Origin of the sequence: Pseudomonas sp. BF-R-01 (genome assembly GCF_019946615.1) — a bacterium.
GTDB lineage: Bacteria > Pseudomonadota > Gammaproteobacteria > Pseudomonadales > Pseudomonadaceae > Aquipseudomonas > Aquipseudomonas migulae.
In genome coordinates this window covers 1-13,864 of sequence record NZ_JAGYFX010000135.1, presented here as the reverse complement: position 1 = coordinate 13,864, position 13,864 = coordinate 1, and the positions used below count along the sequence as shown (strand labels likewise).

The window sequence follows — 13,864 nt, the reverse complement described above, 5'->3', positions numbered from 1 at the left end:
CCAAAGAGCCAGGTCGGCTTTCAGGCCGCCTCGGCGGCTGTGGCGGTAGTCGCCCCCTCGAGAGGCCGAGCGCAGGTTCTGCGCAGTGGGCAACCCGGCATGGATGCCGGGTTAGCCGCCCCCGGCCATGGATGGCCGATGGCGGCGGGCCCACGGAGCAGGACCGGAGCGAGGGGACCCTGAGCCTTGGCGAAGGGCCGAACGAAAGGGGCAAGAGCGCTTGGTTACTTGGGGCTTTTCCAAGTAACTCGCCGTAAGGGCGAAACCAATAGCAGCCGTTACCGCAGAAACGGATATGTACACATCATCCTCTTCTAAGCGGCGCCCTTTGCAAGGAAACCCTCGGGTATACTCCCGCGCTTTGTGATGCCCTGCTGGCGTCGCGGCTGAAATGTGAAGCGTCATGCAATGCGCACTTACGATTTGTCAGTGCAGCCCGCGTGGTTCTGAACCAGCCTTGCAGGGATGTTTCGGTGATTTTTGGAGTTTTTATGCTCGAACAGGCTCAACGCGTCCTCAAGGACATCTTCGGCTACGACAGTTTCCGTGGCCGTCAGGGTGCAATCATTGAGCGCGTGGCCAGTGGCGGCGACGCCCTGGTGCTGATGCCTACCGGTGGCGGTAAATCCCTGTGCTTCCAGGTGCCGGCGCTGCTGCGCGAAGGGCTGGCGGTGGTGGTGTCGCCGCTGATCGCGCTGATGGACGACCAGGTCGCGACCCTCGAAGAATTGGGCGTCGCTGCCGCTGCGTTGAACTCCACGCTAAGCGCCGAGCAGCAGCGCGATCTCGCTGCGCGGATCAAGCGCGGTGAAGTGAAGATGCTCTACCTCGCGCCGGAACGTCTGGTCCAGCCACGCATGCTGGCCTTCCTGCAAAGCCTTGAAATTGCCCTGTTCGCCATCGACGAAGCCCACTGCGTGTCCCAATGGGGCCACGACTTCCGCCGCGAGTATCTGCAACTGGGCCAGTTGGCGGAACTGTTTCCCAATGTTCCACGCATCGCCCTGACCGCGACGGCGGACAAGCGTACTCGCGAAGAAATCGTCGATCGTTTGCACCTGCAGGATGCCGAGCGCTTCCTCTCCAGTTTCGACCGCCCGAACATTTTTTACCGCATCGTGCCCAAGGAGCAGCCGCGCAAACAGTTGTTGGCGTTCCTCGCGGAGCGGCGCAGCGATGCCGGCATTGTCTATTGCCTGTCACGCAAGAAAGTCGATGAAGTGGCGGTGTTCCTCAGCGAGCAGGGTTTCCCGGCGCTGCCGTACCACGCCGGCCTGCCTAACGAAACACGAGCGCTGCACCAGAAGCGCTTCCTCAACGAGGAAGGCCTGATCATGGTTGCCACCGTGGCGTTCGGCATGGGCATCGACAAACCCAACGTACGTTTTGTTGCTCACCTCGATTTGCCGAAATCCCTTGAGGCTTACTATCAGGAAACCGGTCGCGGCGGCCGTGACGGTCTGCCGGCGGATGCCTGGATGGCTTACGGCCTGCAAGACGTGGTGATGCTCAAGCAGATGTTGCAGAACTCCGAAGGTGACGAGCGCCACAAGCGTCTGGAGCATCACAAGCTTGATGCCATGCTCTCGCTCTGCGAAGAAACCCGCTGCCGTCGTCAAACCTTGCTGGCCTACTTCGACGAAGACATGCCCGAGCCCTGCGGTCACTGCGACAACTGCGTTGACGGCGTGCAGACCTGGGACGCTACCGAACCGGCCCGTCAGGCGCTCTCGGCGATTTATCGCACCGGCCAGCGTTACGGCGTCGGCCATCTGGTGGATGTGTTGCTGGGCAAGGACAACGAAAAGGTCCGCAGCTTTGGTCATCAGCACCTGTCGGTATACGGTGTCGGCAAGGCGATGGGCGAGAGTGAGTGGCGCTCACTGTTTCGCCAATTGGTGGCTCGCGGTCTGGCCGACATCGATCTCGAAGGCTATGGCGGCCTGCGCCTGAGTGACACCTGCCGACCGCTGCTCAAGGGCGAAGTGACCCTGGAGCTGCGTCGCGACCTCAAGCCGCAAACCACGGCGAAAAGCAGCAAGAGCCAGGCGAGCCAGCTGGTTCGCGGCGAAGAACGCGAACAGTGGGAAGCCTTGCGCGCCTTGCGCCGCAAGCTCGCCGAGGAACATGGGGTGCCGCCGTACGTCATCTTCCCCGACTCGACCTTGCTGGAAATGCTCCGCAGCCAGCCGACCTCGCTGTCGGAAATGGCCACGGTCAGCGGTGTCGGTGCGCGCAAACTGGAGCGTTACGGCGAGGCCTTCCTCGAAGTTCTCGGCGGTCAGGTCGAGGCACCAAAAGTGGTGGCCGACGTGCGCCACGAATTGATAACGCTCGCGCGGGCCGGCATGACGCCGCTGCAAATCGCCGGTCAGCTGCAATGTTCGGAAAAGAATGTCTACACCATGCTCGCCGAGGCCATTGGCAAGCAGCAGTTGTCGCTGGAACAGGCGCTGGATCTGCCCGAAGACTTGATGGGGGAAGTGCAGGACGCGTTCCTCGACGGCGAGGGTGAGTTGCCGCCGGTGGCGGAGATTGCTGCGCTGTTCGCCGGTCGTGTGCCGGAAGGTGTTTTGTACTGCGTACGTGCCGCACTGCAATCGGAATTCGAGATCTGACGCTCAAATCCTGAAACGGTTGTATTGATGTAACGATTCAGTACAGAGCAAACCTTGCCTCAAGCCAAGGGTCATGCTTAGCTGACTAATAATTAGTTTTTCTCTATTTCAGTCTAACCATGAGTGTTTTATGCCGTTAACCGATCAACACCGCTTTGGCATGCAACTGGCCCAGATGTCGCGCGGCTGGCGTGCCGAACTGGACCGCCGTCTGGCCGGCCTGGGTTTGTCTCAGGCGCGCTGGCTGGTGCTGCTGCACCTCGCGCGTTTTGACGACGCCCCGACCCAACGTGAGTTGGCGCAAAGCGTCGGCGTCGAAGGGCCCACCCTGGCACGACTGCTCGACAGCCTGGAAAGCCAGGGCCTGGTTCAGCGCCAGGCAGTGCTCGAAGATCGCCGGGCGAAAAAAATCGTCCTCTGTGCACCGGCCCTTCCCCTGATCGAACAAATTGAAACCATTGCCACTCAACTGCGCCACGAGCTGTTCGACGGCGTCGATGAGGCGGATTTGAAGGTCTGCATGCGAGTCCACGGGCACATACTGGCCAACCTGGAAAAATCTTGAGGCATAAGCAAGCGCCGGCTTTTTGAGATACCCCGTTGGGCAGACTATAAAGAACTACCAGGCAATATCGTGTTCGTAACGGATGTGCGAACACGCACTGGTTGGTTTTGGTTATCTAAGGGATGCTCATGCTTGAGAGTTGGCACGTTGTATTGCGGTGTTGCGCCAGGCTGCTGCTGGCCGGTGGGTTTGTCAGCTACTCGGCATTGGCGCCTGCACTGGGCCTGGGTGAGATCACACTGCATTCGGCGCTCAATCAACCGTTGCGTGCCGACATCGCCCTGGTGGATGCCGCCGGTCTGGAGGAGGGCGAGCTGTCGGTCAGCCTGGCGACGGCAGACGAGTTCAGCCGTGCCGGTGTCGAACGGCTTTTCTTTCTCAATGACCTGAAGTTCACGCCGATCCTGCGGGGCAATCGCAGCCTGATCCGGGTGAGCTCCAACAAAGCGGTCAACGAACCCTTCCTGAATTTTCTTGTGCAACTGAACCAGCCGAACGGCCGTGTGCTGCGCGAGTACACCGTGCTGATCGATCCTCCGGGAACGCCGGGGATTACTCCGGTCACTGACGAACCCGCCGCCAGTTCACCGAACTCTCCATTCCCGAGCGTTACACCTGCCGTTGCGCCTCCACCCGTAGCGAAGAAAACCGCCCAGGCGAAGGTTGAGCCACCGGCCGCTGTACCGGTGATTGATCCTGTCGCAGAACAGCTGGCTGCCAGCGTGCAGCAAAATCAGCAACTGCAAAAAACCGTCGATGAGTTGAATGCGAAGCTGCAGGCTCAAGACGAACAGATCGCCGGCCAAAAAAAACAGATCACCGAATTGCAAACCCGCCTGGCGGAGGTCCAGCAAGCATCGCCGGTCACGCCGCAAGCAGTGGTGCCGGCCCCGGTCGTGGCACAAGAGCCCGGGGCGTTCAACTGGCCGCTGATTATCGGGTTGCTGGCGTTGCTGTTGCTGTTGATGGGGCTGATTGTTCGTCGGCAACGACAGCAGATACAGGCATTGCCCGAAGATCTCCCGGTTTTACCGTCGCGGCATGAACCGGTGCTTGATCGAACCGTAGCGCCAACTGTGAGGGCCGTCCCTGTCCATCACGAAGAGACGCCGTCTGGCGATGTGCTGGAGGGTGTGGGCATTTACCTGACGTATGGGCGTTTTTCCGAAGCGGCGGCATTGTTGCGAGAAGCCCTGGTCAAGGAACCACAGCGCACGGATCTGGCGGTGCAACTGCTGGAAGTCCTCGGTAAACAAGGGGATGTGCCAGCCTATGATGCGCAGGAGAGCAGCTTGCGAGACGCGGGGTTCGATTCCCGGCAACTTCAGGAAATCCGTGCCCGCTACCCGAAACTGAACAGCGCGGTGCCCGAGGCTGCGACCAGCGTTATCACGACACCGGTAAAATCCGAAGCAGCGCCGGGCGATGAGTTCCAGTTGAACCTGGAGGACCTGTCGATGGATTCGAGTTGGGACCTGGTCAGTCCATTCGAAAACCCTAAACCCTCGGACGAATCGCCCAAACCCGAAGAGCCGACCCTGGGCGAGCCCGAGCTGGAATGGATCGCCGAACCGGATTCACAGTCTCTGGACGACGATTTTCTCAACGAATTCGCCGATGCAGGTCAGTCGCTTGAGCTTGTACCGCTGAGACCGGAACCGGTGGAACCGAGCAACGCAGGCAAACTGGAACAGGCTCAGACCTGCATCGATGACGGCGATCTGGACAGCGCCATCGAGCTGCTGAACGAGTTGCTCAAGGACGGTGATGAGCCACTCAAACAGACTGCGCGGACGTTGTTGGCCGGTATCCGCTGACGCTCTATCATGGCGGTGCCCCTTGGCTCAGGAGTTTCGCCCGTCATGACCGCGCATAAACCGGAAATCGTCATCACTTACTGCACGCAATGCCAATGGCTGTTGCGTGCGGCGTGGTTGGCGCAAGAACTGCTCAGTACCTTTGGCGACGATTTGGGCAAGGTGTCGCTGGTGCCGGGCACCGGTGGCGTGTTTCACATTTTCTGTAACGATGTGCAGATCTGGGAGCGCAAGGCTGACGGCGGTTTTCCGGAGGCCAAGGTACTCAAGCAGCGGGTCCGCGATCAGATTGATCCGGACCGCGACCTGGGACACAACGACCGCACTCAGTGAGACGCGGCTTCGGCAGCAACCGCTTTCTTGCTTGAACCGCCGGAGAGCCTGCTGGACACGACAATCGCGACGATGATCAACGCGCCGCCGATCAGCATGCGCAGCGTCGGGTTTTCATTGAACAGCAACCACGCCATGGTGATGCCGTACACCGGCTCCAGCGCAAACACCACGGCGGCGGTTCGTGCCTTGATCACCGCGAGGCTGGCGACGAACAGACTGTGAGCGACGCCGGTACAGAATATTCCCAGCAGGCCGATCCACAGCCAGTCAATGGTGCGCACTTCGCTCAGTTGCGGTGCCGCCACCGGCAGCAAACACAACGCGACCACTACGTTCTGACACAGCGCAGCCTGTACCGGCGGAATTCTCCCGGAACTGGCGCGGTTGGTCAGCGACAGCAACGCGAACAGCAAGCCAGAACCTACCGCCCACAACAGGCCGGTGGTGGCGCCGCTGGCCAGATCGAAGTCCGGCGTGACCAGCACCAACCCGACACTCACCAGCACCACCAGCAGGATCTCGTTGGCGCGAATTCGCTCACGGAAGATCAACCCTTCCAGGATCACGGTGAACGCCGGGAAACTGGCGAAACCGAGGGTCGCGATCGCCACGCCCGCCACCTTTACCGCAATGAAGAAACTCACCCAGTGTCCGGCCAGCAACAAACCGCTGAGCAGCAATCGGCGCCAGTCCACGGCGTCGAGTTTTTGCCAGCGGGTGTGGCTGGCGAACCGTGCGAAAAGGGCCAGGGCGAGCACGGCAAAGGCCGCACGACCGAAGACGATAACGGCGGGGGAGGCGGCGGCGAGTTTGCCGAACACACCGGTCAGGCCAAACATCAATGCGCCGATATGCAGTGCGCCCAGGGCGGTACGGGGAGTCATTGCGATCCTTGATAAACATAACCAACAGAGGTGCAGTCTAGAGGGCTGTCGGTATGCCTGTCTGTCGTCAGGCTCGCATCATTTGTCGCCAGCCTCGCGCCGCAATTTGCCGGGTGAGACACCAAACTCCCGCAGCACCGCCGCTGAAAATGCACTTTGAGAGCTGTAGCCGACCCGACTCGCAATCTCGCCAACGGGCAATGCTGAATCGCGCAACATACTCACGGCCATGTGCAAGCGACGGCTGCGGATGTAGTCCATCGGCGTCTGCCCGCATTCAGCGACAAATCGCGCATGCAGCCGAGCGCTGGACAGCCCGGCAATGCGCGCCAGATCGGCCACTTGCAACGGATAGGCCGCGTATTGATCGATGTGCGCATTCAAGGCGGCGTACGGCAGACGCCGACCGCCCACCCCTTCGCTTTTGGCGTTGTTGAGGCTGGCCAGCAACAGTACCGCGCCTTGTTGCGCGATCAGCGGGTCGCTGACCTGACTGCCCGCCAGCCAACTGACCAATTGGCTTTGCCCGGCATCCAGCGGCAGGCGCCCGGCGTTGTCGAGCAAGCGGCGGCTGGCATCGGCGTGCTCGCCAAGGGACTGAACCACCCATTGATCGCTCGGCACGTCCAGCACCAGGCAGCGGCTGCCATTGGCGCTGCCGCACGCATGATGGAAGCCGGACGGGACGACCACGAAACTCTGCTGAACCACCTGGCTGCCATGCCCGTCGACTTCGAAATCCAGCGCCCCCGACAACCCGAACACCAGTTGCGCGTGGTCGTGGCTGTGGACGATCAGGTCGTGAGTGTATTGGCGCAGCGTGAGGATCGGTCTCATCGCAGGTCTCCCGATTAAGGCCGTCAGTCTACACCGAGGGCGTTCATGTGCGTTGTCACAGGACTGACTTGTCCCTGTCATGGGCAATTAACCCGACCGGCGCAAGCTTACGCAAACAATCGCAGAGGGTTGCCCATGACCAGCGCCGAGCTCGCCAAACCCAGTCGTAAGCAACGTGTGCGGACCTTGTGGATTTCCGATGTGCATCTGGGCACCCGGGATTGCCAGGCCGAGCACTTGTCGCAGTTTCTCAAGGGCTACCACGCGGACAAGATCTACCTGGTCGGCGACATCATCGATGGCTGGAAGCTGCGCGGCGGCATGTACTGGCCCCAGGCGCACACCAACGTGATCCGTCGTTTGTTGACCATGAGCAAGCGCGGCACCGAGGTGATTTATGTCACCGGCAACCACGACGAATTCCTGCGCCGTTACTCGAAGCTGATTCTGGGCAACATCCAGTTGGTGGACGAAGCCGTGCACGTGACCGCCGACGGCCGTCATTTGCTGGTGATCCACGGCGACCAGTTTGACGTGATTACCCGCTATCACCGCTGGCTGGCGTTCCTCGGCGACTCGGCTTACGAATTCACCCTGACCCTCAACCGCTGGCTCAACCATTGGCGTGCCCGGTATGGCTACGGTTACTGGTCGCTGTCGGCGTACCTCAAGCACAAAGTGAAAACCGCGGTCAGCTTCATCAGCGACTTCGAAGAAGCCATCGCCCACGAATGCGTCAAACGCGAATTGCACGGCGTGGTGTGCGGGCACATTCACCATGCCGAGATTCGCAAGGTCGGCGAGGTGGATTACCTCAATTGCGGGGATTGGGTGGAGTCGTGTACGGCGCTGATCGAACATTGGGATGGCACGATCGAGTTGTACCGGTTGGCGGATGCCCAGGCGCGGGAGGCGGAGTTGAAGGCCATCAAAGTCGCCGAACCCGCGTAGGCAGGTCAGACGCCTTCGCGGGCAAGCCTCGCTCCTACAGGGCCAGCGCAAGCCTGTAGGAGCGAGGCTTGCCCGCGATGAGGCCAGTCCTGACACCGCAAATCTGTCAGGCCGGCGCGTGTTCTTGCATCGCCGCCCTGTAAATCGAGTTCTTCGGATGAGCAAACAACCGCTCCATCATCGGCTCGAAGAAGCTCAGCGGTAACGTTTCATACTCGGGATCAAACGCCGCCGCATCATACTTCGCGCAAAACTCGATGGTCGCCTGATACTGCGGATGCCCGCTGAATTGCTCGCGCAAATGCCGGTCCATCCCCAAGTGATGGAAAAAGTAGTACCCCTGGAAAATCCCGTGTTTCTCCACCATCCACACATTCTCGGCGCTGACAAATGGCTTGAGGATCGCCGCCGCGATGTCCGGGTGGTTGTAGGAGCCCAACGTGTCACCGATGTCGTGAAGCAGGGCGCACACCACGTACTCTTCGTCGCGGCCATCGCGCCAGGCGCGGCTGGCGGTTTGCAGGGAGTGGGTCAGGCGATCCACCGGGAACCCGCCAAAATCACCCTCCAGCAGTTTCAGGTGCGCCATGATCCGTTGTGGTAATTGCCTCGCGTAGGCACTGAAGTCGGCGGCGATGATCGCCCAGTCTTCCTGCGTGCCGTCCTGCATGTGGGTGAAGCGGGCATTGGCATTCATCGGCTAGTCTCTCTTTGCTTTTCTATAGCGGCTGCGCCTAGAACGGTACGCGGCCCAGAATCATGTCGCGAAACATCACAAAATCGCCGAGCAGGCTGTAAAACGGATGTTGAAAGGTTGCAGGACGATTCTTTTCAAAGAAGAAATGCCCGACCCAGGCGAAGCTGTAGCCCGCCAGCGGAATGGCCAGCAGCATCGACCAGGCACCTTTGCCGATGGTCAGCGCCAGAATGCAAATAACCAGCGTCGTGCCAATAAAGTGCAATCGTCGGCAGGTACTGTTGCTGTGTTCGCTGAGGTAATACGGGTAAAACTCAGCGAAGCTGTTGAAACGTCTGATGTTTTCCACGACTGCGATCTCTGTGGTTATTGTTCTGACTGCAAGTTGTTCTGCGGGTAGCTTATTTGAGTCTAGAGTGATCATTGGCATCAGCCAGTGACAATGGGCGCCACTTTAGTATCCTTCGGAAATTGGCCGTAGCATGCGGCTCATCATGTAAGTAGACGCCATGAGCGAACGAACGACTTCTGCAAGTTGGGCGATGGGGATTGTCAAAGCACTGGAGATGGACGGCCTGGATTGCCGGGTTCTGTTCAAGCAGCTGGGGCTCGACTACGCGTCACTGGACGATCCGGATGCGCGCTTCCCGCAAGATTCCATGACACGCCTGTGGCAGCGCGCGGTCGAGCTGTCCGGTAACCCGGCGATTGGCCTGAACATGGGCAAGGTCGTGCGACCGGCGTCATTCCACGTGGCTGGGTACGCCTTGATGTCCAGTCAGACCCTGGCCGAAGGCTTTCAGCGCCTGGTGCGTTATCAGCGGATCATCGCCGAAAGTGCCGACCTGAGTTTCCGTCTGCTGGATGAGGGGTATGCCCTGATTCTGACGGTCCACGGCGACCATCTGCCGCCGACCCGACAAAGTGCCGAAGCCTCGCTGGCCTGCGCGCTGGCGCTGTGCGGCTGGCTGACCGGGCGCACCCTGCAACCGCGCAAGGTGTTGGTGCAGGGCGAACAGCCCGTCGATCTCGAACCGTATAAACAAGCCTTCCATGCGCCGCTGGTGTTCAACGCGCCTTATGACGCGCTGATTTTCGAGCGCGCCGACATGGAAGCACCGCTGCCAACCGCCAACGAGGCCATGGCGCTGCTGCATGACCGCTTTGCCGGGGAATACCTGGCGCGCTTTTCCGAAAGCCGCGTGACCCACAAGGCCCGTCAGGTGTTGTGCCGTTTACTGCCTCAGGGCGAGCCCAAGCGCGATACCGTGGCGCAGACGCTGCACTTGTCGCAACGGACGTTGCAGCGACGCTTGCAGGAGGAGGGCACGAGTTTTCAGACGCTGCTCGATGACACCCGGCGCGAACTGGCCGAGCAGTATCTGGCGCAACCGAGCATGACCCTGCTGGAAATTGCCTACCTGTTGGGGTTCGCCGATCCGAGCAATTTCTTCCGCGCCTTCCGACGCTGGTTCGATGCCACCCCCGGCGAGTACCGGGTGCGGCTGATGGATGCGCCGAACCAGGTCAGTGACGCCAGAACGCCGGAATACACAGAACAAATACCGTAATGATCTCCAGTCGGCCGAGCAGCATGCCGAACGACAGAATCCACTTGGCGGCATCCGGAAGGGTGGCGAAGTTGCCCGCCGGGCCAATGGTTTCGCCCAGTCCCGGGCCTACCCCGGAAACGGTGCTGGCGGCGCCAGTCAGCGCGGTCATCCAGTCGACGCCGAGCAGCGACAGCAGCAGGGCGATCACACAGATGGTAATGGTGAAGAAGAACGAAAAGGTCAGGATCGAACGCACGATCTCTTCATCGAGGCGATGGCCGTTGTACTTCTGTTTGATCACCGCGCGCGGGTGAATCAACTGGTTAAGGTTGGCCTTGAGCAGAATGTAGGCGACCTGGAAACGGAAAATCTTGATCCCGCCTGCAGTCGATCCCGAGCAGCCGCCGACAAAGCCCAGATAAAAGAACAGCATCAGCGAGAAGTTGCCCCACAGGCTGTAGTCCCCGAGTGCGAAACCGGTGGTGGTCACCACCGACGTCACGTTCAGCGCCACATGCCGTAGTGCATCCAGCCAATGCAACTGAGTGGTCCACCAGTACCAGGTGGTGAGCACCAGCCACGTCACCAGCAACATGCCGAGCAAACCTTGAACCTGTTCATCCTTGATCAGCGCCTTGCGGTTGCCACGCAACGTTGCCACGTACAGGGTGAACGGCAGGCTGCCGAGAATCATGATGACAATCGCCACCCAGTGCACCGCCGGTTGCGTCCATTTGGCCAGTGACTGGTCGGACGTGGAGAAACCGCCGGTGGAAATCGCCGACATCGCGTGGTTGATCGCATCGAACGGGCTCATCCCGGCCCACCAGAACGCCAGGCTGCCGAAAATGGTGATGCCGACGTAGGCTGCTACGATCAAACGCGCCACCATGTGCGAACGGGGCATGACTTTTTCGGAACGGTCCGACGACTCGGTCTGAAACAGCCGCATGCCACCGATACGCAGCAACGGCAGAATCGCGACGGCCATGCCGATAAAGCCGATGCCACCGATCCAGTGCAGCAACGAGCGCCACATCAGGATGCCGGGGGACATGTCATCGAGGTGGTTGAGTACCGTTGAGCCGGTGGCCGTAATCCCGGACATGCTTTCGAAGAATGAGTCGGTGTAGCTGATGTGCTGGGTCAGCAGGAATGGCAGCGCCGCAAAGATGCACACCACCAGCCAGCTGCTGACGGTCAGCAGGTACATGTCCCGCGGGCGCAAGTGCACGTGCTCGGGGCGGCCGGGGATCACCAGCGCCAGGCCGGCGACAAAGGTGATCATGCTGGCCCAGAGGAACGACGGCAGATCGCCGGTGCGATCGAAAATCAACAGGGTGGCCATGGGCACGACCATGGCGATCGCCAGCGTGATCAGGAAGAGGCCGATGATGAAACCAATGAGACGTAAGGTCGGCAACGCCATGAAGTCCGCTCGGGCTGAAAGTAGGAAGGGCGCCATTCTACCCGTGGGGCAGGGCATGTAAACCGGCATCCCCGTGGCACTTGCAGCTAGAATAGCCGGACATTTTTTTCAGGAGGTGGCCGATGCAGGCTCTCGACGCTTTGCTCAACCGTGTTTCCGTTCCACGACTGATCGACCCGGCCCCTACCGCCGAGCAGCGCGAAGTGCTGTTTAACGCCGCGATGCGTGCGCCGGACCACGGCCACTTGCAGCCTTGGCGCTTCCTGACAGTCGAAGGCACAGCGCGCGAGCAGATGGGCGAGTTGCTGGCCGAAGCCGCGAAACTGCAGGACAGCGAAGCGTCCGAAGCGGTGCTGGACAAGGCCCGCAATGGTCCGCTGCGCGCACCGTTGGTGGTTGTGGTGGTCGCGCGGTTGCAGGATCACGTCAAGTATCCGAAGTCCGAGCAGTTGCTGGCGGCCGGCTGTGCGGCGCACGGGATTCTGCTGGCAGCCTATGCGCAAGGTATTGGCGCAGTCTGGCGCACCGGTGAGTTGGCGTATTCGGCGCATGTGGCCAAGGGCTTGGGGTTGGCTGAAGGGGAAGAGGTGATTGCTTTCCTGTACCTGGGCACGCCGCTGAAAGAACCGCGTGTTGCAGAGAAAGTCGATCTGGCTGAATTCGTCAGCGCCTGGCCCGGCAAAGCCTGACACCACCAATCAACTGTGGGAGCGAGCCTGCTCGCTCCTACAGGGGGATTACGGTTGGACCAGGGCTCCGGGTACTAACGGTAATTCCAGACTGGCAATGAACCCGCCATCCGGATGATTGGCCAACACCAGACTCCCGCCATGCCGCTCCGCCGCCCGGCGTGCAATGGCCAACCCCAAGCCATGCCCGGCGGCTGTCTGCCCCGGCGCTCGATAAAACGGCTCACCCAACTGGCTCAAATGCTCGGTGTCGACCCCCGGCCCATGGTCACGCACGCTCACCACAATCCGCTCACCCTGACGCACTGCCTGCATTTCAATCGATTGCCCCACCGGGTTGAAGCGCTGGGCGTTGCGCAGCAGGTTGTCCACGGCGCGCTCGATCATCGTCGGCCAGCCTTTGAGATTCAGTTGCGGTTCCGCGTCGAGGCGAACGTTCTGCTCCGGCGAACCCAGTTGCGCATCCTTTTGCAGCGAGTTGAGCAGCGCATTCAGATCAACGTCTTCTGCGCTGGCGTTGTCGGCATCGACCCGCGCCAGTACCAGGATCTCGCTGATCAGCGCTTCGAGGCGGTCGCACTCGCGGGTCAGGCGCGGCCAGAGTTTTTCCCGTTCTTCGGGGTTGGCCCGTTCGGCCAGTGCCAGCGCTATGCGCAACCGGGCAAGCGGTGAGCGCAATTCGTGGGACACATCGCGCAGCAATTGGCGCTGACTGCCGATCAGGCTTTGCAGCCGTGAGCCCATGCGGTTGAAATCGTTGGCGAGCACGCCGAACTCATCGCGACGGTTGGCCAGTTTCACCAGGCTGTTCTGTTGATAGGTGGTTTGCCCCAGATCATGTACCGCGCCGCGCAAGCGGCTTAGCGGGCGGGTGATGGACAGGGTCACGAACAGGCTGAACAGGGTCAGCACCACGAGCGCGATGCCCAGCGCACTCAGTGGCCAGAGCAGGCTTTCGCGGTGCCATGAGTCCAGCTCCGGGTGCGGAATACGATAAATCAGCAGGTAGGTGTCGCCGGTTTTTTCACTGGTGTACTCGGCGGTCAGACGCCGCCACGGCAGGCGTCGGTCATCGTTGTTCTGCCGTGCTTCGAAGGCGGCGGCGCGGCGCGGAAAGGTACCGCGAACGAGCGGGTCACCGCTTTCGTTGAGCACCTGAACGTCGATGTGATACTGGCGTTTGCGCTGTTCGAGAATGTCCTGGGCGGCTTCTTCGCCCTGGGCTTCGTAGGTTTGCGTCCATTCTTCAGGCAAGGTGTTGAGGCCCGGGTGGCGACTGAGAATCCACGCGTCCTGGTTGAGCATGTGCCCGAGCAGAATGGACAACCCTGCCACCAGAGCGATGGCCAGCCAGAAGCTGGCCAGGATACGCCAGAACAATGAGCGCACAGAAAATCCTCAAGCTGACTGAATTCCATGTGGGAGCGAGCCTGCTCGCGATGGCGGTGTGTCAGTCAAAGTAACTTGGTCTGATACACCGCCATCGCG

13 protein-coding genes are annotated in these 13,864 nt (G+C 60.7%); 7 read left to right on the top strand and 6 right to left on the bottom strand.

What is annotated here, in order from left to right:
• Positions 1 to 491: 491 nt before the first annotated feature.
• The 4 genes from recQ (at position 492) to KGB27_RS28580 (ending at position 5,333) form a co-directional block, all read left to right on the top strand.
• Positions 492 to 2,618, top strand: a complete 2,127-nt coding sequence (gene recQ / locus KGB27_RS28595) for a DNA helicase RecQ (RefSeq protein ID WP_008043638.1) — start codon at positions 492 to 494, stop codon at positions 2,616 to 2,618.
• A gap of 130 nt (positions 2,619 to 2,748) precedes the next feature.
• Positions 2,749 to 3,183, top strand: a complete 435-nt coding sequence (locus tag KGB27_RS28590; RefSeq protein ID WP_008030423.1) for a MarR family transcriptional regulator — start codon at positions 2,749 to 2,751, stop codon at positions 3,181 to 3,183.
• 128 nt (positions 3,184 to 3,311) lie between these two features.
• Positions 3,312 to 5,000, top strand: coding sequence for a FimV/HubP family polar landmark protein (locus KGB27_RS28585; RefSeq protein WP_223557207.1), 1,689 nt, complete (start codon positions 3,312 to 3,314; stop codon positions 4,998 to 5,000).
• A gap of 45 nt (positions 5,001 to 5,045) precedes the next feature.
• Positions 5,046 to 5,333 (top strand): SelT/SelW/SelH family protein, encoded by a 288-nt coding sequence (locus KGB27_RS28580; RefSeq protein ID WP_008030428.1) that lies wholly within the window; start codon positions 5,046 to 5,048, stop codon positions 5,331 to 5,333.
• Here the strand turns inward: KGB27_RS28580 and KGB27_RS28575 are convergent.
• Both KGB27_RS28575 and KGB27_RS28570 read right to left on the bottom strand, forming a co-directional pair.
• The gene (locus KGB27_RS28575; RefSeq protein ID WP_008043640.1) at positions 5,327 to 6,220 is read right to left on the bottom strand and encodes a DMT family transporter; all 894 of its coding nucleotides are present in this window, start codon (positions 6,218 to 6,220) and stop codon (positions 5,327 to 5,329) included. The genes KGB27_RS28580 and KGB27_RS28575 overlap by 7 nt on opposite strands.
• Before the next feature lie 78 nt (positions 6,221 to 6,298).
• On the bottom strand, positions 6,299 to 7,057 hold the full coding sequence (locus tag KGB27_RS28570) for a helix-turn-helix transcriptional regulator (protein WP_008030432.1): 759 nt from the start codon (positions 7,055 to 7,057) through the stop codon (positions 6,299 to 6,301).
• A 135-nt stretch (positions 7,058 to 7,192) separates the two neighbouring features.
• Here KGB27_RS28570 and KGB27_RS28565 point away from each other — a divergent pair, with 135 nt between their 5' ends.
• Positions 7,193 to 8,008, top strand: coding sequence for a UDP-2,3-diacylglucosamine diphosphatase (locus KGB27_RS28565; RefSeq protein WP_223557206.1), 816 nt, complete (start codon positions 7,193 to 7,195; stop codon positions 8,006 to 8,008).
• Between the two features lie 106 nt (positions 8,009 to 8,114).
• On the opposite strand, the gene KGB27_RS28560 is transcribed toward KGB27_RS28565, so the two are convergent.
• Entirely contained in the window at positions 8,115 to 8,705 is a 591-nt protein-coding gene (locus tag KGB27_RS28560; protein ID WP_008030435.1) for an HD domain-containing protein, read from the bottom strand.
• A gap of 37 nt (positions 8,706 to 8,742) precedes the next feature.
• Complete coding sequence (locus KGB27_RS28555) at positions 8,743 to 9,054, bottom strand: DUF962 domain-containing protein (protein WP_008030437.1); 312 nt, start codon at positions 9,052 to 9,054, stop codon at positions 8,743 to 8,745.
• Between the two features lie 160 nt (positions 9,055 to 9,214).
• On the opposite strand from KGB27_RS28555, the gene KGB27_RS28550 reads away from it, so the two are divergent.
• Positions 9,215 to 10,276, top strand: a complete 1,062-nt coding sequence (locus KGB27_RS28550) for an AraC family transcriptional regulator (RefSeq protein ID WP_081500230.1) — start codon at positions 9,215 to 9,217, stop codon at positions 10,274 to 10,276.
• Here KGB27_RS28550 and KGB27_RS28545 read toward each other — a convergent pair.
• Complete coding sequence (locus KGB27_RS28545) at positions 10,233 to 11,687, bottom strand: TrkH family potassium uptake protein (protein ID WP_008030441.1); 1,455 nt, start codon at positions 11,685 to 11,687, stop codon at positions 10,233 to 10,235. The genes KGB27_RS28550 and KGB27_RS28545 overlap by 44 nt on opposite strands.
• Before the next feature lie 122 nt (positions 11,688 to 11,809).
• On the opposite strand from KGB27_RS28545, the gene KGB27_RS28540 reads away from it, so the two are divergent.
• Positions 11,810 to 12,376: an NAD(P)H nitroreductase gene (locus KGB27_RS28540; protein WP_223557205.1), complete on the top strand. Its 567-nt coding sequence runs from the start codon at positions 11,810 to 11,812 to the stop codon at positions 12,374 to 12,376.
• 48 nt (positions 12,377 to 12,424) lie between these two features.
• Here KGB27_RS28540 and KGB27_RS28535 read toward each other — a convergent pair whose 3' ends face one another.
• Positions 12,425 to 13,765: a sensor histidine kinase gene (locus tag KGB27_RS28535; RefSeq protein ID WP_223557204.1), complete on the bottom strand. Its 1,341-nt coding sequence runs from the start codon at positions 13,763 to 13,765 to the stop codon at positions 12,425 to 12,427.
• Positions 13,766 to 13,864: the final 99 nt, after the last annotated feature.